Raw genomic sequence first — 18,353 nt, 5'->3', positions numbered from 1 at the left:
GTCGGTGGAATTGCCGTAACTTTGTGGCATCAAAACAGTAAACAGATACACTCTAACAAGAAAATATCGTCGTTATGGACAGTAAGATTCAGGAATTGACCGAGAAAATTTATCGGGAAGGCGTGGAGAAAGGCAACGAGGAGGCCGGGCGCATCGTGGCTGACGCCAAGGAGAAAGAGGCGAGCATGCTGCGCGAAGCGCGCACGGAGGCCGACGCCATCGTAGAACAGGCACGCCGAGAGGCGGACGAACTGCGTAAGAACACGGAGGCAGAACTCCGGATGTATGCCGCGCAGGCCGTGGAGGCGCTCAAAACGGAGGTGGCCGACCTCGTCACCGACCGCGTGGTGCGGAAGGAAGTGAAGGCCGCCACGGGGGACGCCGACTTCATGCGGCAGATGATGCTCGAAATCGCTCGCGAATGGGCGAAAAACGGCGAGATGACCATCCAAACCTCCGACGCCGACAAACTGTCAGCCTATTTCAAGGCTAAGGCTGCGGAGCTGCTCCAGGGCGGCGTGCGGATCGAGGAGGTGAACGGCCACAAGACTTCGTTTGCCATCGCCCCGGCCGACGGATCGTTCAAGGTGCAGTTCGGCGAGGCGGAGTTCGTGGAGTATTTCAAGGAGTTCCTGCGCCCGCAGCTGATTGAGATGCTGTTCTCGAAATGAGCAAATACTATTACCTGATCGCGGGGCTGCCCGAGGTGGCTCTGGACGACGGAAGGCGCCCCTACACGGTGGCGGACTTCAAGGCGGAGGTGATGCCGATGCTTTCGGCCACGGATCGCCCGCTGTTTTCCTGCTTTTTCCTTCAATATGACAACCGGAACGTGCTGTCGATGCTGCAACACGCGGAGACGGCATGGGACGCGCGCGGAACGGTGACTCGTGACGAAGCGGAGGCGGTGCTGACGGCCCTGAAGACGGAGGAGGCCCTGCCGCGGACGTCGCTGCCGGCGTATCTCGTGGACTTCATGCGGGAGTATCTCCAGGTTGCAGAAGAGGGGCGGGAGATGGACGCAGTGGTGTGGCAAGACCGACTCTCGGCGCGCTATTTCCGCTATGCGATGGGCTCGAAGAACGCGTTCGTGAGCGCATGGTATGAGCTGAATCTGAACATGGCCAACGTGCTGACGGCGATCACCTGTCGGAGGCATGACTTGGACCGCGCGGAGTATGTCGTGCCGGGCAACGAGACGGCCGAACTGCTCCGCACGTCGAATGCGCGCGACTTTGGGCTGGGCGAATCGTTGGACTACCTGCCGGAGCTGATGCGCGTGGCCGAAGAGACGGATTTGCTGATGCGCGAACGGAGGTTAGACGTGATGAAATGGAACTGGTTAGAGGAGGAGACGTTCTTCCGAACGTTCGACTTCGAGAGCGTCTTTGCTTACCTGCTGCGCCTGGAGATGCTTGAGCGGTGGGCAACGCTCGACGCGGCCGCGGGCGAGAAGACATTCCGCAGCATGGTGGGCGCGCTCAAGAAGGGCAGCGCCGCGGTGCTGGACGAATTCAAACGAAATCATACAAAATAGATACTACAGAGAATGACAACAAAGGGAACTGTGAAGGGCATCGTGTCGAACCTGGTCACTGTGGAAGTGGACGGGCCGGTGTCTCAAAACGAAATATGCTACATCACCGTGGGCGGTGTGCGTCTGATGGCCGAGGTGATCAAGGTGATCGGGCGCAACGCCTATGTGCAGGTCTTCGAGAGCACACGCGGCATGCGCGTGGGCGACGAGGCGGAGTTCATGGGCCATATGTTAGAGGTGACGCTCGGGCCGGGTATGCTCTCGCGCAACTACGACGGGCTGCAAAACGATCTGGACAAGATGGACGGCGTCTTCCTCAAACGCGGCGAATACACCTACCCGCTCGACAACGACCGGCTGTGGGACTTCAAGCCGCTGGCTAAGGCCGGCGACACGGTCGAGGCCGGCGCGTGGCTCGGCGAGGTGGAAGAGAACGCGCAGCCGCACCGCATCATGGTGCCGTTCAAGTTTGAGGGTACATATAAGGTAAAGTCAGTGGTAGCTGCGGGCAAGTATCCCGTGACGCACACCATCGCCGTACTGACGGACGAACAGGGTGCGGAGCATGAGGTAACGATGATCCAAAAGTGGCCGGTGAAGCGCGCCATCACGTGTTACAAGGAGAAGCCGCGGCCGTACAAGTTGCTCGAAACAGGCGTGCGCATCATCGACACGGTGAACCCGATCGTCGAGGGCGGCACGGGCTTCATCCCCGGGCCGTTCGGAACGGGCAAGACGGTGCTTCAGCACGCCATCTCGAAGCAGGCCGAGGCGGACATTGTGATCATCGCGGCCTGCGGCGAACGTGCCAACGAGATAGTGGAAATCTTCGTAGAGTTCCCCGAGCTGGTCGATCCGCACACAGGCCGCAAGCTGATGGAGCGCACGATCATCATCGCCAACACCTCGAACATGCCCGTGGCTGCGCGTGAGGCATCGGTCTACACGGCCATGACTATCGCAGAGTATTACCGCAGCATGGGGCTGAAGGTGCTGCTTATGGCCGACTCCACATCGCGCTGGGCACAAGCACTCCGCGAGATGTCTAACCGACTCGAAGAGCTGCCGGGACCGGACGCCTTCCCGATGGACTTGTCTGCGATCGTGGCCAACTTCTACGCTCGCGCCGGCATGGTGGTGTTGAATAATGGAAAGACCGGTTCGGTGACGTTCATCGGTACCGTATCGCCTGCGGGTGGTAACCTGAAAGAGCCGGTGACGGAGAACACGAAGAAGGTGGCACGTTGTTTCTACGCCCTCGAGCAGGCACGCGCCGACCGCAAGCGCTACCCGGCCGTCAACCCGATCGACAGCTATTCGAAATACTTGGAGTACCCCGAGTTTGAGGCCTATGTCTCAGAACACATCTCGCCAGAATGGCTCGGCATGGTGAACGAGGTGAAGACGCGTATGCTGCGCGGCAAGGAAATCGCGGAGCAGATCAACATCTTGGGCGACGACGGTGTGCCGGTGGATTACCACGTGACGTTCTGGAAGTCGGAGCTGATCGACTTCGTCATCCTGCAGCAAGACGCCTTCGACGCCACCGACTCCGTGACGCCGCTCGAGCGACAGGAATACATGATGAAGCGCGTGATCGACATCTGCCACCAAGACTTTGCCTTCGACAACTTCAGCGAGGTGACGGACTACTTCAAGCGACTGATCAACGTGCTCAAGCAGATGAACTATTCGGAGTTCCGCAGCGAACAGTTCGAGAATTACAGCCGGCAGGCCGAGACGCTCCTTCAGGAGGCTGCCGCCGAGTCGAAACAATAAGAATCAAGTGAGATATGGCAACAAAAGCATTTCAAAAGATATTTACGAAGATCACGCAGATCACCAAAGCGACCTGTTCGCTGAAGGCTACGGGCGTGGGCTACGACGAACTGGCTTCAGTGGACGGCAAGCTGGCGCAGGTGGTGAAGATCGCCGGCGACGAGGTGACACTGCAAGTGTTCTCCGGCACCGAAGGCATTCGCACGAACGCCGAAGTGGTGTTCATGGGCAAAGCACCGTCACTCAAAGTGGGCGACCAGCTGGCAGGACGTTTCTTCAATGCCTATGGCGACCCCGTGGACGGCGGCCCCGTACCCGAGGGGCGTGAGGTGGAGATTGGTGGACCGTCAGTAAACCCTGTGCGCCGTAAGCAGCCGTCAGAATTGATCGCTACAGGTATCGCCGGCATCGACCTGAACAATACGCTCGTGACCGGGCAAAAGATCCCCTTCTTCGCCGATCCCGATCAGCCGTTCAACGAGGTGATGGCCATGGTGGCCCTGCGCGCCCAGTCGGACAAGATCGTCCTCGGCGGCATGGGTATGACGAACGACGACTACCTCTTTTTCAAGAACACCTTCAGCAATGCCGGTGCACTCGACCGCATTGTCAGCTTCATCAATACAACGGAAGACCCGTCGGTAGAGCGCATCCTCGTGCCTGACATGGCGCTGGCAGCCGCGGAATATTTTGCCGTAGAGAAGCACGAGAAGGTCTTGGTGCTGCTGACCGACATGACGAACTATGCCGACGCGCTCTCCATCGTGTCGAACCGTATGGATCAAATCCCCTCGAAAGACTCCATGCCGGGCTCGCTCTACTCTGACCTGGCCAAGATCTACGAGAAGGCCGTGCAGTTCCCCGACGGCGGATCGATCACCATCATCGCCGTGACGACGCTCTCCGGGGGCGACATCACGCACGCCGTGCCCGACAACACGGGTTACATCACCGAGGGACAGCTTTATCTGCGCCGTGACAGCGACGTGGGCAAGGTCATCGTCGACCCGTTCCGCTCACTCTCCCGACTGAAGCAGTTGGTGACGGGTAAGAAGACGCGTGAGGATCACCCGCAGGTGATGAACGCCGCCGTCCGACTCTATGCCGACGCCGCCGATGCCAAAACGAAATTGGAGAACGGTTTCGACCTAACCGATTACGACAACCGCGCCCTGGCCTTCGCCCGCGACTACTCCGAGAAGCTCCTTGCCATCGACGTCAACCTCAACACGACGGAAATGCTCGACGTGGCGTGGACCCTCTTTGCCAAGCATTTCAAGCAGGAGGAGGTCAACATCAAACAGGCGCTTGTGGACAAGTATTGGCCGACGGCGAAATGAGCGAACGCTTCGCAGTGAACTGTCATGGCTATTAAATTTCAATACAACAAGACCTCCCTTCAGGGCCTCGATAAGCAACTGAAGGTGCGCGAACGTGCCCTGCCTACCATCAAAAGTAAGGAGAGCGCGCTGCGTATGGAGGTGAAACGAACGAAAGGCGAAGCTGCGGCGTTGGAGGATCGGTTAGAGAACGAGATTCGGAACTATGAGTACATGATGGCGCTCTGGAACGAGTTCCGCCCCGAACTGATCTCCGTGGAGGACGTCCGACTGTCAGCCCGAAAGATCGCCGGCGTGCCCATCCCGGTGCTCGACGGCGTAGAGTTTCGCATCGCCCGCTACAGCCTCTTCAGCGCCCCCTCGTGGTACGCTGACGGCATCGAGCTACTCAAGACAATGGCCGAAACGGGTATCGAAGCAGAGTTCACCAACCTGAAACTCGACATGCTTGAACGTGCCCGCCGACGCACCACACAGAAGCTGAACCTTTTCGAAAAGGTGCAGATCCCCGGCTACAAGGACGCCATCCGTAAGATCAAGCGCTTTATGGAAGACGAAGAGAGCCTCTCCAAATCGTCGCAGAAGATTATGCGCGCCAATCAAGAAAAACGTAACGCGAAGGAGGCAGAAGCATGATTGTAAAAATGAGCAAGTACGCCTTCATGGTGTACCATAAAGAATATGACGCCTTCCTGGAACTGCTGCGCTCCTTAGGCGTGGTGCATATCCGGGAAACAAAGTCGGAGAAAGACGACGCGGGGCTGCAACGCCTCATGGCCGAGCGCAAACGCCTCGAAAGCGAGATGCGCCAGTTGAAGCACACGCAGGAGAGTCGCCTCGAAGCCCTCAAGGCCGACGCGAAAGCCACCGGTAACAAGGCGAAAGTCACGCTGCCCCTCGCCCCTGAGCGACCCGTGACGGCCGACGAGGGCGCCGCTCTGTTAGACCGGATCGACAACCTACGCGACCGGATCGAAAAGGCTCAGGCCGCTGAGCAGGCCACAGAGAAAGATCTCGCCACAATGCAAGTCTGGGGTGAGTTCGACTACGCCAACCTACGTCGCCTCCGCGAAGCAGGCCACGAAGTCACCTTCTTCTCCTGCCCCGCTGCACGCTACGACGAAGCCTGGGAGACGGACTTCTATGCCGTTCCCATCGCCACCGCACAGTCGGCCACCTACTTCATCACCATCACACCCATAGGCAGCCCGATCGAGATCGACGCCGAACGGGTGCGTATGCCAGAGAAGGACCTCCGCGCCCTCCGTGACATGCGCGAGGCACAGCGTCGCCAGCGCGAGGAGTTGAACGCTGAGCTGTTGGCCGTCGCTCTCAACGACTACCGCACGCTCGAAGCCTACGGCCGACTGCTTGAAAACGAGTACACGTGGGACAACGCCAAGGTGCAAACCGAACGCGAGGCTGACGACCGACTCATGCTCCTCGAGGGGTGGATCCCCACGGCTGAGGCGCAGTCGCTCGAGTCGGCCCTCGACCGCGGCGACTACTACTGCCGCAAGCTCAAGATCAGCGATGAGGACGACATCCCCATCGAACTGAAGAACAACCGCTTCAACCGACTCTTCGAGCCTATCACCCGGCTTTACTCCCTGCCCAACGCCCACGAGTTCGACTCCACGCCCCTCTTCGCCCCCTTCTTCATGCTCTTCTTCGGCATCTGTTTCGGCGACGGCGGCTACGGGCTCCTACTCCTTCTCCTGGGCACACTGATGAAGCGGAAGGCCAAAGCCGACATGAAACCGATCCTCTCGCTCCTCCAGTGTTTCGGCATCGCTACGTTAGTCGTGGGCACCCTTTCTGGCTCCTTCTTCGGCGTCAACATCGCCGAGATCCCCGCTCTGGCGAGCGTCAAGCGTTACTTCCTGACGAGCGACAACATCATGACCCTCTCGCTCGTCATCGGCTTCATCCATGTGCTCTATGGCAAGTTTGTGGCCGCGATGAAGGTCAAGGTGCAGCGCGGACTCAAGTACAGCCTCGCCGCCTTCGCGTGGGTCTTCCTCATCTTGGCGCTGGCGCTGGCCGTCGGACTGCCGATGATGAATATCCACCTGCCGCAACCCGTCGTTTACGCCCTCTATGGCGTGGCCGGCGTCGGCGCCCTCATCGCCTTCTTCTACAACTCGCCCGGCAAGAACGTCTTCCTCAATTTCGGTTCGGGCATTTGGGCGACGTACAACACCGCATCCGGCCTTCTGGGCGACACCCTCTCCTACATCCGACTCTACGCCATCGGCCTGACCGGATCCCTGCTGGGTGGTGTCTTCAACACGATGGCCGTCGACATGACCGCCACCATGCCCATCTGGGTGCGCTGGCTACCGATGCTCCTCATCCTGCTCGTCGGCCACGCCCTCAACATCGGCCTGAGCATGGTCAGCTCGCTGGTTCACCCCATGCGTCTGATCTACGTGGAGTACTATAAGAACTCGGAATTTGAAGGCGGCGGCACCGCCTACGCTCCCTTCCGGAAAATATGAATCAATGAATAGAATAATAGAATAATAGAACCTCAAAAACAAAGTATTTAGAATTATGGGACCAGTATTATTAGCGTATGTAGGAGTAGCACTGATGGTCGGCCTGAGCGGCATCGGCAGTGCATTTGGATTGACAATTTGCGGTAACGCCGTAGTGGGAGCGATGAAGAAAGCCCCAGAGAAAATGGGTACATACATCGCCCTGAGCGCCCTGCCCAGTTCGCAGGGACTTTACGGCTTCGTAGCCTATATGATGGTGCAAAAATTCCTCGTTGCTGACATGCCTTGGGTTACGGCCGCCGGTATCTTCGGTGCCGGACTGATCATGGGCTTTGCCGGCTTCTACTCATCCATTCGTCAGGCACACGTTTGCGCCAACGGTATCGCCGCCACCGGCGCCGGCCACAACGTCTTTGCCGCCACGATGGTTATGGCCGTATTCCCCGAGCTCTACGCCATCCTCGCCCTCGTTGTGTCCATCCTGATATCGTTCACCTTCCCCGCTGTGGCAGCCTAATTGCCCTCCAAAAGGAATCATCAGCCCCCTCCTCTCCCCCAAAGAGCGAGGGGGCTTTTTTGTGCAATCAGAGAAAAAATAGGGGTCGAGATTTGGAGAAGTGAATCGAAGCACTACTTTTGCAGCCGTAATCGTTCGACGGAATGATGATTTTTGACTCCGTAGCTCAGTTGGTAGAGCAAATGACTCTTAATCATTGGGTCGAGAGTTCGAGCCTCTCCGGGGTCACACCGAAACAATTTCTTCCGATTGAATAGATAAAAGCAAAGGCTGCGCTGGTTCATCCAGTGCAGCCTTTTTGTTTTCACCCCTTCGCCTCCTGAATCCGATCCGCACCCTCCCGCCGGCGCATGACACCCACCGACAACGCCTCCACCCTCCCCTCCTGACGCAACGCTATCACCACGAATCCCGCAAGGCCATTTCCACTTTACGAAGCCCCCAAACCAAATCTGGTGGCTCCAGATTCAACCCGCGAAGCCTTCATCGCCTTTTCCACAACGTCATTTTCAATCCGCAAAGCCTCCAAACCAAACGCCGCGAAGCCATTTTCAATCTGTGAAGTGTCCACTGTCAAAGGAATCACTAATTCGTGATATCACATGAAGAATAATAGCATCTCCTATAACTTATTCTGCACGCACATACATCTGAGGATATAATATATACGATTACATGCGCTCACAAGAACATAAATCACATTGTAAACGACTCACCATGATCACATATAGATCTATTCAACTTGTTATACTATTCCTCATCCACACATACTCTTATAAATATAGCATTCTTCTATAACCCATGCGCACATGTGTATATTATAAGTATATCATACATGCAATCATGATATCACATAAAGAATAATCATATCTCATGCGATTTATCCTGTATACATCTATATATGAGAATACAATTTACACAGATTGTTGTGTTCACAAGATTATAAATCGTATTATATATAATCATTCGTGATTACACATGAATCTATTTCACTCATTGTACTATATTTTATCCACGCGTGCTATTATGAATATAACACTTATCTTTAATTCATGCGCGCATTCGTATATTATGAGTATATCATCCAGACCTTCGTGACATCACAAAAACATGGGTAAAATCTGGTTGATGTCTTCATTGATTGAAAATGGCTTCGCGGAGGTTTGGTTGAAGGCTTCACGGATAGGAAATGGGGACACCGTGGTTCGGTAGATGCCTTCACGGATAGGAAATGGGGGTACAGCGGTTTGGTTGATGCCTTCACGGATTGGAAATGAGGCCACGGAGGTTCGGACGAGAGGTTCGCATGTTCAAAATGGCTTCGCGGAGGTTTCGGCGGAGGCTTCGCGGGGGCACGACAGAGCCGCAGGATCGGCCGTGGAAGCCGCCGCGCCACAAAGGCCTCTTGAAAGTTTTCCTACTTTTGTCCCCGTCGATCAGCACGATAGCCCCCACTTATCGAAACAAATGAGGGGAGCCTATACGGTTGCCAATCGACCTTTTTCTTTTTTGAAAGATGCACATTCAAACAATCTGCGCAAAAAACAAAGTGGTGGTAAACGGAACGATTAGAAACAAGCTGTGGAGCGTGCTTATCGTCTCCATCCTCTGCACGTTGTGGTGTGCTCCACAGCTGCAGGCGAGTAAGAAAACATTCACTGTGGTGATCGACGCTGGACATGGCGGACGCGATCCCGGCGCCAGGGGGCGCAAAACGAACGAGAAGAACATCAATTTGGCTATCGCCAAAAGGCTGGGCGAGATGATCGCCGAGGGGCACAAGGACGTCAAGGTGATCTACACGCGGACAGGCGACAAATTTGTGGGCTTGGAGACGCGTGCCAACATAGCCAACCACAACAACGCCAACCTCTTTATTTCCATCCATACCAATTCGCTGAAGCACGGCAGTTCTGTCCGGGGCACGGAAACGTATACCCTGGGATTGGCGCAAACGAAGGAGAATCTGGACGTGGCGATGCTGGAAAATTCCGCCATCCTACTGGAGGACAATTACAAGAAGCGCTACGAAAACTTCAACCCCAATTCCTCAGAGTCGTACATCATGTTCGACCTGATTCAGAATAAAAACATGGCGCAAAGCATCGCACTGGCCACTGAAATTCAGCGTGGATTCGAGCAAGCGGGGCGGAGAAATCGTGGTGTGCGGCAGGCTGGATTCTTGGTACTGAAGGCGACCAGCATGCCTAGTGTGCTCGTTGAGGTAGGCTACATTTCAAACCCTGACGAGGAGAGTTACATGGCCTCCGACAAGGGGCGCACAGAGTTGGCGCGGGCTATTTATAACGCGTTCGGACGCTACAAACGCGACTATGAACGCAAGCAGGGCCAGGGCGTAAGCCGTAAAGAGGCTCCGGAAAAGAAGAAAGAGGAGCCGAAAAGCTCGCCCACAAGTCGTAGCTCGTCGTCATCACGGTCGAGTGTGTCGGTGCAGTTTGATGGTCCGGCACGTAGCGTGGTGGGCGAGAGCCGCCATTCGTCAACAAGCAGCAGCGGGGTCGTTTACAAGGTGCAGATCTTGACTTCTGACAAACCACTACCGGACAATGCCCGAGCCTTCAAAGGCCGTCGCACGAGCTATTACCGCGAGGGAGGCAAGTATAAATACACGTGTGGCGAGACGACGGAGTTCAAAGACATACAGCGGCTCCATCGGGAACTCCAGAAGGATTTCCCCAACGCTTTCATTATCCGCATGAAGGACGGAAAGCGGCTGAAATAACCGGAGAGAGACAGATCTATAACAGAAATATGAAGATGAAGTTTTCCAAAGAGGTGACGATCGGCCTTGTGACGATCATCAGCCTGACATTACTTTACTTGGGTGTCAATTACCTGAAGGGGATCAACCTGTTCCGCCCCGTCAACCGCTATTTCGTGGCCTGCACGAACGTGAAGGACGTAACGATTTCCAGCCCTGTCTACGTCGAGGGCTTCAAGGTAGGACTGGTGAGAAACATCTTTTACGACTATTCGACAACGAACCGGATACTCGTTGAGATCAACCTCGAAAAGAGTATGCGCATCAATCGGGGCAGTTACGTATCGCTGGAAAAGACCCTCCTCAGCGGTGCTGAACTGCATATCCAACTCAATAAATATGTGGACGAATACCTGCAATCAGGCGACACCATCGAGGGACGTCAGCCGGAGAGTCTGATGTCGACCGTGCAGGACCAAATGCTGCCGCAGGTGATGGCACTCTTGCCGAAGCTGGATTCGATCCTGGCCGGACTGCAAGTGCTGGTCAACCATCCTGCGCTGACACAGTCGCTGGAGAATATCGAGCGAACGACGGCTGGGCTGGAGCAATCGTCTCGACAGCTGAACCGGCTATTGCAAAGGGATGTGCCGGCCATTGCGGGCAACCTCAACACGGCTTCGGCCAACTTCTCAGCCCTGAGTGGCGATCTGCGCACGCTGGATCTGAACGGCACCGTGCAGTCGCTCAATCAGACCATCGGCAACCTGAATCAGACGACGGCTAAGCTGAACGCGAAAGACAATTCGATGGGGCTGCTGCTCAACGACACGTCGCTCTATCAGAATCTCAATCAGACCGTCGGAAGCGCCAACAATCTGCTGATTGACTTTAAGCAGAACCCGAAACGCTACGTGCGCTTCTCGCTCTTCTGACCTCCGCAACTCGTCCCCCGCATACCAAACAGAAATCCCCCCTTCCACCATCGGCAGAAGGGGGGATTTCTCTATTTAACGGAGAGAGCGGTTTATCGCTCTACGTTCAGTGCGAGCTCTATTTTGGTCGACTTCTCCACCACATTAGCTAGCCCAGCCTGTAGACCTTTCAATACCTGGGGAGGCATACCGCCAGCCATCGAGAAGAGCGCGGGGAGGTAGTTGCGCATGGCCTTGATCGTCTCGGTGTCGAGATAGAAACGGGCGCTGTTGCCACTGATGGCATAGCGTACGGGGACACCGTCCTTCAGCGCAGCCTTGATCTGCGTCAACGTCTGAGCATCGACGTTCTTCAACTCAGAAAAAGTCTTGTCGGTGAAGTAGAGCATCAGGCGACCGTTACCTTCGTCCTTGTAGGTGGCATAGCCCTCAGAGACGGCTGTGGTCTTCTTCGCCGCGTCCGTATAGACGGTGGTTTTCACCTTACCATCGGACGTCAAAGTCACGCCTTGCAGAGCATTGCCAATTAAGTTGCTGAGCATCGGTGTGAGGTAGCCAGAGAGCATACTGGCGGGAAATTTCCGCCCCATCATCTCCAGCGTAAGGTCGCTCGGTGCTTCCCATACAACCTCTGTATGGCCCTTCTCCTTCAGCTTCCATGTGCCAGCTAACTCGCTCGTTTTCGGGTCGTCATTCTTACTGCAACTGCCCAGGAGCAACCCCATGCAGAGGATCAGTGCTCCGTAGATCAAATTCTTTCTCATCATTTCTTTCTTTTCTATTTATGATTAATTAAGTCGGGGCAAAGTTATTACATTTGCCTCCCGAAAAATTATTGCACCATGAAACAGTATGATTTCAATGAGTTTATCGAGAGAACAAACACTGATTCTATTAAGTATGACGCACTGACGGAGAACTTCGGGCGAGATGGTCTGATGCCACTTTGGGTGGCTGACATGGACTTCCGAACGCCGGACTTCATCCTCGATGCGCTGCGCCGACGCTGTGAGCACCCTGTGTTCGGGTATACGTTTCCGTCGTCGGCGTACTACGACGCCATCATTCGCTGGGTGCACGACCTGCATGGGTGGGACATCCGCCGCGAATGGATCTCTTACATCCCGGGGATTGTCAAGGGCTTTGCCTTCGTGATCGATCACTTCACAAAGCCCGGTGACCGTATCATCATTCAGCCGCCCGTCTATCATCCCTTCCGCCTTGTGCCCGAGGGCATGCAGCGCGAGGTGATCACCAACCCGCTGCGGCTGGTTGACGGTGTGTATGAGATGGATTTTGAGCAATTGGAATCCATCATCGACGATCGTTGCAAGCTGCTCATCCTCTCCAATCCGCACAACCCCGCGGGCATCGTGTGGTCTAAGGAGACGCTGCAGCGACTGGCATCCATCTGCGTGCGCCACAACCTGATGGTCGTCTCGGACGAGATCCACGCCGAAATGGCCTTCCCGGGCTTCCGCCATTACCCCTTCCCGACCGTATCGGACGAGGCAGCGGCGTGCAGCATTCTCTTCACGGCCCCGAGCAAAACGTTCAACATTGCCGGCATCGTCTCCTCGTACGCCATCGTACCGAACGACCGTCTGCGGCAGGCTTTCTATTCGTTCCTCGAAGCGGGCGAGTTCAACCATGGGACGATCTTCGCTTACGAGGCTACCAAGGCGGCCTACACCCCGGAAGGCGCCGAATGGCGACGGCAAATGCTGGCCTACGTGTGGGAGAACGTGGCGTTTGTTGAGGCGTACCTCCGGGAGCGATTACCCAAGGTGAAGGTCTATCGACCGCAAGCGTCGTTCCTCGTCTGGCTCGACTGTCGTGGGCTGGGACTGTCGCACGACGAACTGATCCAGCTCTTTGTCGACCGTGCACGGCTGGCACTCAATGATGGCGCCATGTTTGGCCATGAGGGTACGGGCTTCATGCGACTCAACGTCGGCTGTCCGCGTGCCACGCTTCAGACGGCGCTCGACCGATTGACCGAGGCAGTAAACGGGAAGTAATCCCGTGCTCCGACCATCTTTAGCGTGTGTCCCACGATCCGTGTGGGGCACACGCTTTTTTATTCCCTTGGTTGAAAGAAGGAGGGGCGCTTGTTCAGGCTGAGCTGCGGGCAAAATGTCCGCTGAAATACCTTTGCGGCATGGAAAAACGAGAACTAACCCTCTTGGGTAAGAAGACGGACTACCGTCAAGATTATGCGCCCGAGGTGCTGGAGGCCTTCACCAACCGCCACCCGGAGCGTGATTACCGCGTGCACTTCGACTGCCCCGAGTTCACCAGCCTCTGCCCCATCACGGGCCAGCCAGATTTCGCCACGATCACGATCGACTACATCCCGGACGTGAAGATGGTCGAGAGTAAAAGCCTCAAGCTCTACCTCTTCAGCTTCCGCACACACGGAGCCTTCCACGAGGATTGTGTGAACCTGATCATGAAGGATCTGATCCGGCTCATGGATCCGAAGTACATCGAAGTGCGGGGCATCTTCACGCCACGCGGAGGCATCAGCATCCACCCACTCTGCACCTACGGCCGACCTGGCACACGGTACGAGGCACTGGCCGAGCGGCGGCTGTTCGACAGCGGGCCACTATAGTGAGCTAAGGGTGTGCCGTAGTGAGCTAAAAACGAGAAGTCCTGCCGACGGGAGTGCTGAGGTGTATCACATACACCCCCACCCCACGTCCGGCAGGACTTCTTTCCTTCTTAGTTGCCCGGAGGGGAGCTCAGCTCAGGTAGTCCGGTTCCCTCTCGCCCACCAAAGTGCGGAGCGTCTGCTTGACGATGCGCCACTGGGTGAAGAGATCATGCTCGGGCACATGATCGAAATCGTGCATCGGGCTTTTGCAGAAGAACGAGAGCCATGTCTGGATCCCACTCATGCCAGCCCTTGCAGCCAGATCGCTGAAGAGCACCAGGTCGAGGGCTATGGGCGCAGCCAGGATGGAGTCGCGGCAGAGGAAGTTCACCTTGATCTCCATCGGATAGCCCATCCAACCGAAGAGGTCGATGTTGTCCCAGGCCTCCTTATTGTCCCTGCGGGGCGGATAGTAGTTGATGCGCACCTTGTGATAGATGTCCTTATAAAGATCGGGCTGCTCATCGGCGTCAAGGATACTTTCGATGACGGAGAGCTTGCTCACCTCCTTCGTTTTGAAGTTGTCCGGATCGTCCAGCACCTCACCATCGCGGTTGCCGAGGATGTTGGTGGAGAACCACCCGCTGACGCCCAGCAGGCGCGTCTTAAACATCGGCGCCAAGACGGTCTTCATCAGCGTCTGCCCGCTCTTGAAGTCCTTACCGGCGATGGGCACGTGTTTCTGCGCGGCCAACTCCCACATGGCGGGAATGTCGACGCATAGATTCGGCGCGCCCATGATGAAGGGTACGCCCTCGGACAGGGCGGCGTAGGCGTAGCACATACTGGGCGAGATCACCTCCGTATTGTTCGCATCGATGGCACGGTCGAGCGACTCGAGCGAGCGATGCTCGTCGGTCATGGGCAGGAAGATCTCCGTGCTGGCGGCCCAGAGGACAACTGCACGACTGCATTTGTTGTCCGCCATGAAACGGCGGATGTCACCACGCAGGTGTTCAATCATCTCCCGACGCGTAGCACCCTGCAGCGTGTGTGTGCCATGCAGCCGCTTGGCCCAACGCGGGTCAAAGGCAGCGGCCATCGGTCGGATGGCGGCCAGCTCGTCGGCCACGCCCTTCAGATCCTTCTCACTCAGCACCTCGGCGCATCGTGCGGCTTCGAGGGCGTTATCAGGGAAGATGTCCCACCCGCCAAAGACGAGGCTGTCCAGCCCTGCTATGGGGACCATCTCTTTGATCAGTTGCTCGCGACCATCCTGCCTGCGCATACGGCCCATCTGCGTCACTGATCCAATCGGCTTAGCCAGCCCACGTCGGGCGGCCATCACGCCGGCAATCATCGTGGTGGATACGGCTCCGCCCACGCCCGCTATCAGGACGGCTAAGCGTCCATCGGCAGCTTTCAATTCCTGTTTCATTTTATCTATCGTGTGTCTACCTCTAATGAGTTACCTCCATAAAAGACAAAACCGGGATGAAGGCTCCCGGTTTCATTCTGCGTTAGTTCTTCTTCTGCAATAAATCCCTGATCTCCGTCAGCAGTTGCACGTCAGCAGGTGGTGCCTCGGGCGCTGCAGGAGCTTCCTCCTTCTTCTTGTTGAACTTGTTGACCGCCTTGAGCAGCATGAAGATGGCAAAGGCGATGATCAAGAAGTCGAAGATGACTTGGATGAAGTTGCCGTAACGCAACGCGACCTCCGGTGTGACTACGTTCTCACCGTCCATCACGGCCTGTTTGAAGACAATCTTCAGGTCGGTGAAGTTTACACCCCCCAACAGTACACCAATCGGCGGCATAAGTATGTCCTCCACAAACGAAGATACGATCTTCCCGAAGGCTCCACCGATCACGATACCTACAGCCATGTCGAGCACGTTGCCGCGCATGGCAAATTCCTTGAACTCTTTTATCAATCCCATATAACGATGTATAGTTTATTTGGTTCTCAACGCATTGGGACGGTCTGAAGGGGCCGTCTCAAATTGTTGGCGCAAAGATAGAGCGTTTTTGCGCGGTGCAAAAGCAGCGTTCATGGTGCAGATTCCGTCCGCCGCGGCGCTGTGGAAATCACACCGCGGGGGCCTGTTGCGCGATCGGTCCACGTTCCAACTTCATACGGAGTCGGTAAAAATGTGAATCCGCCACGGCCGCCACCCCCTTTTTCTACTTTTGCCGCACGAAAAAATACCCCTGTCATGCTGAATAAGAGTTTAGTTTCCATCGATCAATGTACGAAGGCAGACATTCTGCGCATCATCGGCAATGCCGCCCGGTTTGAAGCACGTCCGAACCGCGACCTCCTGCGTGGGCGCGTCGTTGCCACACTTTTCTTCGAGCCTTCCACCCGCACGCGGCTCAGCTTTGAGACGTCGGTCAATAGGCTCGGCGGACGCGTCATTGGCTTCCAAGACGCATCGACCACCAGCTCCACCAAGGGCGAGACGCTCAAAGACACCATCCTCATGGTCAGTAACTACGCGGACGTCATCATCATGCGCCACTATTTAGAGGGGGCCGTGCGCTACGCCTCGGAGGTGACGGATGTGCCCCTGATCAACGCTGGCGACGGCGCCAACCAACACCCCTCGCAGACGCTGCTCGATCTCTACTCGATCCAGAAAACGCAAGGGAGGTTGGACAACCTGACCGTGACGATGGTGGGCGACCTGAAGTATGGTCGTACGGTCCACTCGCTGATTGTCGGCCTGTCGCACTTCCACCCCACGTTCCACTTCGTTGCGCCCCACGAGCTCTCTATGCCGGAGGAGCAGAAGCAGTTCTGTCGGGCGCACAACATTGCGTTTCATGAGCACACCGTGTTCTCGGAGGAGATCATCAACCAGACCGATATACTCTATATGACCCGTGTGCAACGGGAGCGCTTCACGGATCCTATGGAATATGAGCGTGTAAAAAATGTCTACATCCTGCATCGGCGCATGCTTGATGGATCGCGGGAGAACCTACGCGTGCTGCACCCGCTGCCCCGCGTGAACGAGATCTCGTACGACGTGGACGACAGTCCCAAGGCCTACTACATTCAGCAGGCCCGCAACGGACTCTTCACCCGCGAAGCGATCATCTGCGACGTGCTCGGCATCGAAGTAGACGACTAACCCACCCCACCGCGCTTATACATCTATAATATACATACGACCCATGTCTGAACAGAAGAAAAGAACCGAACTGCAAGTGGCCGCGATCGAGAACGGATCGGTACTCGACCATATTCCATCCGAGCACCTTTTCAAGGTGGCGCAACTGTTAGGTCTTGAACATATGGACCATCGCATCACGATCGGGAATAATCTAAAGAGCTCCAAGATGGGGCATAAGGGCGTGATCAAGATCGCAGATAAATTTTTTGAGGAGGATGAGATTAACCGCATTGCCGTAGTGGCGCCCAATGTGGTGCTGAACACCATCCGCGACTATGAAGTGGTGGAAAAACGTCGCGTGGAGCTACCCGACGAGCTGACGGACATTATTCGTTGCAACAACCCGAAGTGCATCACGAACAATGAACCGATGAAGTCGCGCTTTTACGTCACGGACAAGGAGTGCGGCACGGTGCAGTGTCGTTACTGCGAGCATAAGATTCACCGTGACGAGATCGTACTGAAGTAGCGGCTCGATGAACGGCGGACGAGGCGCACGACGGACCTTGCGGACCATCGGCACGCTGCTCTGGGTCATGCTCTGCATGACCGGGGCACGGGCCCAGACGACGGAGGTCGGTAGCGACCGCCTACGCCTTGGCGTGAAGGTCGGCGTCTGCGCCTTGCAACCGGATCTGACGGCCATCCATCCGGGCGGCGCAGGGACAACCGTAAGCGACGTGGCGGTACACTCCGGTGTGGGACACACGGCGGAGGTGTCGCTGCGCATCGGCATACGGCGCGTCTTCCTGCAGCCTGCCGTGGGGTGGAGCCGGTCGGAGAGCCGCATCGGGTTCAACCTACTCTCCGCCTCCCCGGGCGCCGTGCCGGTGGCCTATTTCCCGCAGTCGATGACGCTGCGCGAGCTTCGTCTGGAGGCCCCCATTGTTATCGGTTGCCACTTGGTGCAGCAGTCGCCCTTCCAACTCAGCCTCATGGGTGGGGTAAAAATGAAGTACAATTATCGGGTACGCCTCACGCCTGACACCCCTGAGACCTCTTTTGACTTCCGCGGTGATGATTCGCCGCGCCATTGGTCGGTCTGCGCCGCGCTGGAGGTGCGCATCGACCGCCTCACCTTCGATGTCGGCTATGAATACGGCATGAATAGCCTGCACGCCGACTTAGGCGCTTACACCTACGGCGCCTCCACCTTGCCCCCTGCACCCATGCGCATCAGTCGACGCACCAGTGGACTCAGTATGTCCGTGGGGGTGATGTTCTGAAACTAAACACAACTGACG

General features: G+C 56.3%; 17 protein-coding genes and 1 tRNA gene. 15 read left to right on the top strand and 3 right to left on the bottom strand.

What is annotated here, in order from left to right:
• Window positions 1-74: 74 nt before the first annotated feature.
• The 10 genes from C7123_RS10065 to C7123_RS10020 all read left to right on the top strand — a co-directional run bounded on the left by C7123_RS10065 (window position 75) and on the right by C7123_RS10020 (window position 11,331).
• A complete protein-coding gene (locus tag C7123_RS10065) occupies window positions 75-671 on the top strand; it encodes an ATP synthase subunit E (RefSeq protein ID WP_037985167.1) in 597 nt (198 codons plus the stop codon).
• Window positions 668-1,537 (top strand): DUF2764 family protein, encoded by an 870-nt coding sequence (locus C7123_RS10060; protein WP_069174938.1) that lies wholly within the window; start codon window positions 668-670, stop codon window positions 1,535-1,537. Before C7123_RS10065 ends, C7123_RS10060 begins: the two co-directional genes overlap by 4 nt.
• 12 nt (window positions 1,538-1,549) lie before the next feature.
• Window positions 1,550-3,316: a V-type ATP synthase subunit A gene (locus C7123_RS10055; RefSeq protein ID WP_069174937.1), complete on the top strand. Its 1,767-nt coding sequence runs from the start codon at window positions 1,550-1,552 to the stop codon at window positions 3,314-3,316.
• 14 nt (window positions 3,317-3,330) lie between these two features.
• A complete protein-coding gene (locus C7123_RS10050) occupies window positions 3,331-4,656 on the top strand; it encodes a V-type ATP synthase subunit B (RefSeq protein WP_037994707.1) in 1,326 nt (441 codons plus the stop codon).
• A 24-nt stretch (window positions 4,657-4,680) separates the two neighbouring features.
• Window positions 4,681-5,292, top strand: a complete 612-nt coding sequence (locus C7123_RS10045; protein WP_037984910.1) for a V-type ATP synthase subunit D — start codon at window positions 4,681-4,683, stop codon at window positions 5,290-5,292.
• Entirely contained in the window at window positions 5,289-7,157 is a 1,869-nt protein-coding gene (locus C7123_RS10040; RefSeq protein ID WP_069174936.1) for a V-type ATP synthase subunit I, read from the top strand. Before C7123_RS10045 ends, C7123_RS10040 begins: the two co-directional genes overlap by 4 nt.
• 55 nt (window positions 7,158-7,212) lie before the next feature.
• Window positions 7,213-7,674, top strand: coding sequence for an ATPase (locus C7123_RS10035; RefSeq protein ID WP_069174935.1), 462 nt, complete (start codon window positions 7,213-7,215; stop codon window positions 7,672-7,674).
• A 155-nt stretch (window positions 7,675-7,829) separates the two neighbouring features.
• Window positions 7,830-7,902, top strand: a tRNA-Lys gene (locus C7123_RS10030).
• Between the two features lie 1,288 nt (window positions 7,903-9,190).
• Window positions 9,191-10,417: an N-acetylmuramoyl-L-alanine amidase family protein gene (locus C7123_RS10025; protein ID WP_083206822.1), complete on the top strand. Its 1,227-nt coding sequence runs from the start codon at window positions 9,191-9,193 to the stop codon at window positions 10,415-10,417.
• A 29-nt stretch (window positions 10,418-10,446) separates the two neighbouring features.
• Window positions 10,447-11,331, top strand: a complete 885-nt coding sequence (locus tag C7123_RS10020) for an MlaD family protein (protein WP_037984914.1) — start codon at window positions 10,447-10,449, stop codon at window positions 11,329-11,331.
• A gap of 92 nt (window positions 11,332-11,423) precedes the next feature.
• On the opposite strand, the gene C7123_RS10015 is transcribed toward C7123_RS10020, so the two are convergent.
• Entirely contained in the window at window positions 11,424-12,095 is a 672-nt protein-coding gene (locus tag C7123_RS10015) for a hypothetical protein (protein ID WP_159049896.1), read from the bottom strand.
• A gap of 78 nt (window positions 12,096-12,173) precedes the next feature.
• On the opposite strand from C7123_RS10015, the gene C7123_RS10010 reads away from it, so the two are divergent.
• Window positions 12,174-13,352, top strand: a complete 1,179-nt coding sequence (locus tag C7123_RS10010) for a MalY/PatB family protein (RefSeq protein ID WP_069174933.1) — start codon at window positions 12,174-12,176, stop codon at window positions 13,350-13,352.
• Between the two features lie 140 nt (window positions 13,353-13,492).
• Complete coding sequence (queF, locus tag C7123_RS10005; RefSeq protein WP_037985179.1) at window positions 13,493-13,948, top strand: preQ(1) synthase; 456 nt, start codon at window positions 13,493-13,495, stop codon at window positions 13,946-13,948.
• 130 nt (window positions 13,949-14,078) lie between these two features.
• Here the strand turns inward: queF and C7123_RS10000 are convergent, their stop codons facing one another.
• Window positions 14,079-15,368: an inositol-3-phosphate synthase gene (locus C7123_RS10000; RefSeq protein WP_069174932.1), complete on the bottom strand. Its 1,290-nt coding sequence runs from the start codon at window positions 15,366-15,368 to the stop codon at window positions 14,079-14,081.
• An 82-nt stretch (window positions 15,369-15,450) separates the two neighbouring features.
• Window positions 15,451-15,870, bottom strand: a complete 420-nt coding sequence (gene mscL / locus C7123_RS09995; RefSeq protein ID WP_037994690.1) for a large-conductance mechanosensitive channel protein MscL — start codon at window positions 15,868-15,870, stop codon at window positions 15,451-15,453.
• Window positions 15,871-16,146: 276 nt separating this feature from the next.
• On the opposite strand from mscL, the gene pyrB reads away from it, so the two are divergent.
• The 3 genes from pyrB to C7123_RS09980 are packed head-to-tail and all read left to right on the top strand — an operon-like array spanning window position 16,147 to window position 18,335.
• Window positions 16,147-17,067, top strand: a complete 921-nt coding sequence (pyrB, locus tag C7123_RS09990; RefSeq protein ID WP_069174931.1) for an aspartate carbamoyltransferase — start codon at window positions 16,147-16,149, stop codon at window positions 17,065-17,067.
• A 43-nt stretch (window positions 17,068-17,110) separates the two neighbouring features.
• A complete protein-coding gene (pyrI, locus tag C7123_RS09985; RefSeq protein WP_037984922.1) occupies window positions 17,111-17,578 on the top strand; it encodes an aspartate carbamoyltransferase regulatory subunit in 468 nt (155 codons plus the stop codon).
• A 7-nt stretch (window positions 17,579-17,585) separates the two neighbouring features.
• A complete protein-coding gene (locus tag C7123_RS09980) occupies window positions 17,586-18,335 on the top strand; it encodes an outer membrane beta-barrel protein (protein ID WP_069174930.1) in 750 nt (249 codons plus the stop codon).
• The last annotated feature ends 18 nt before the right edge of the window (window positions 18,336-18,353 follow it).

Origin of the sequence: Tannerella serpentiformis (assembly GCF_003033925.1) — a bacterium.
GTDB classification, from domain to species: Bacteria; Bacteroidota; Bacteroidia; order Bacteroidales; family Tannerellaceae; genus Tannerella; species Tannerella serpentiformis.
This window is presented reverse-complemented; position numbering and strand designations above follow the sequence as displayed.

Bases quoted from the DNA above. Each gene is read 5' to 3' on its own strand.
- C7123_RS10065 (WP_037985167.1), top strand. From the start codon at position 75: ATGGACAGTAAGATTCAGGAATTGACCGAGAAAATTTATCGGGAAGGC.
- C7123_RS10060 (WP_069174938.1), top strand. From the start codon at position 668: ATGAGCAAATACTATTACCTGATCGCGGGGCTGCCCGAGGTGGCTCTG.
- C7123_RS10055 (WP_069174937.1), top strand. From the start codon at position 1,550: ATGACAACAAAGGGAACTGTGAAGGGCATCGTGTCGAACCTGGTCACT.
- C7123_RS10050 (WP_037994707.1), top strand. From the start codon at position 3,331: ATGGCAACAAAAGCATTTCAAAAGATATTTACGAAGATCACGCAGATC.
- C7123_RS10045 (WP_037984910.1), top strand. From the start codon at position 4,681: ATGGCTATTAAATTTCAATACAACAAGACCTCCCTTCAGGGCCTCGAT.
- C7123_RS10040 (WP_069174936.1), top strand. From the start codon at position 5,289: ATGATTGTAAAAATGAGCAAGTACGCCTTCATGGTGTACCATAAAGAA.
- C7123_RS10035 (WP_069174935.1), top strand. From the start codon at position 7,213: ATGGGACCAGTATTATTAGCGTATGTAGGAGTAGCACTGATGGTCGGC.
- C7123_RS10025 (WP_083206822.1), top strand. From the start codon at position 9,191: ATGCACATTCAAACAATCTGCGCAAAAAACAAAGTGGTGGTAAACGGA.
- C7123_RS10020 (WP_037984914.1), top strand. From the start codon at position 10,447: ATGAAGATGAAGTTTTCCAAAGAGGTGACGATCGGCCTTGTGACGATC.
- C7123_RS10015 (WP_159049896.1), bottom strand. From the start codon at position 12,095: ATGAGAAAGAATTTGATCTACGGAGCACTGATCCTCTGCATGGGGTTG.
- C7123_RS10010 (WP_069174933.1), top strand. From the start codon at position 12,174: ATGAAACAGTATGATTTCAATGAGTTTATCGAGAGAACAAACACTGAT.
- queF (WP_037985179.1), top strand. From the start codon at position 13,493: ATGGAAAAACGAGAACTAACCCTCTTGGGTAAGAAGACGGACTACCGT.
- C7123_RS10000 (WP_069174932.1), bottom strand. From the start codon at position 15,368: ATGAAACAGGAATTGAAAGCTGCCGATGGACGCTTAGCCGTCCTGATA.
- mscL (WP_037994690.1), bottom strand. From the start codon at position 15,870: ATGGGATTGATAAAAGAGTTCAAGGAATTTGCCATGCGCGGCAACGTG.
- pyrB (WP_069174931.1), top strand. From the start codon at position 16,147: ATGCTGAATAAGAGTTTAGTTTCCATCGATCAATGTACGAAGGCAGAC.
- pyrI (WP_037984922.1), top strand. From the start codon at position 17,111: ATGTCTGAACAGAAGAAAAGAACCGAACTGCAAGTGGCCGCGATCGAG.
- C7123_RS09980 (WP_069174930.1), top strand. From the start codon at position 17,586: ATGAACGGCGGACGAGGCGCACGACGGACCTTGCGGACCATCGGCACG.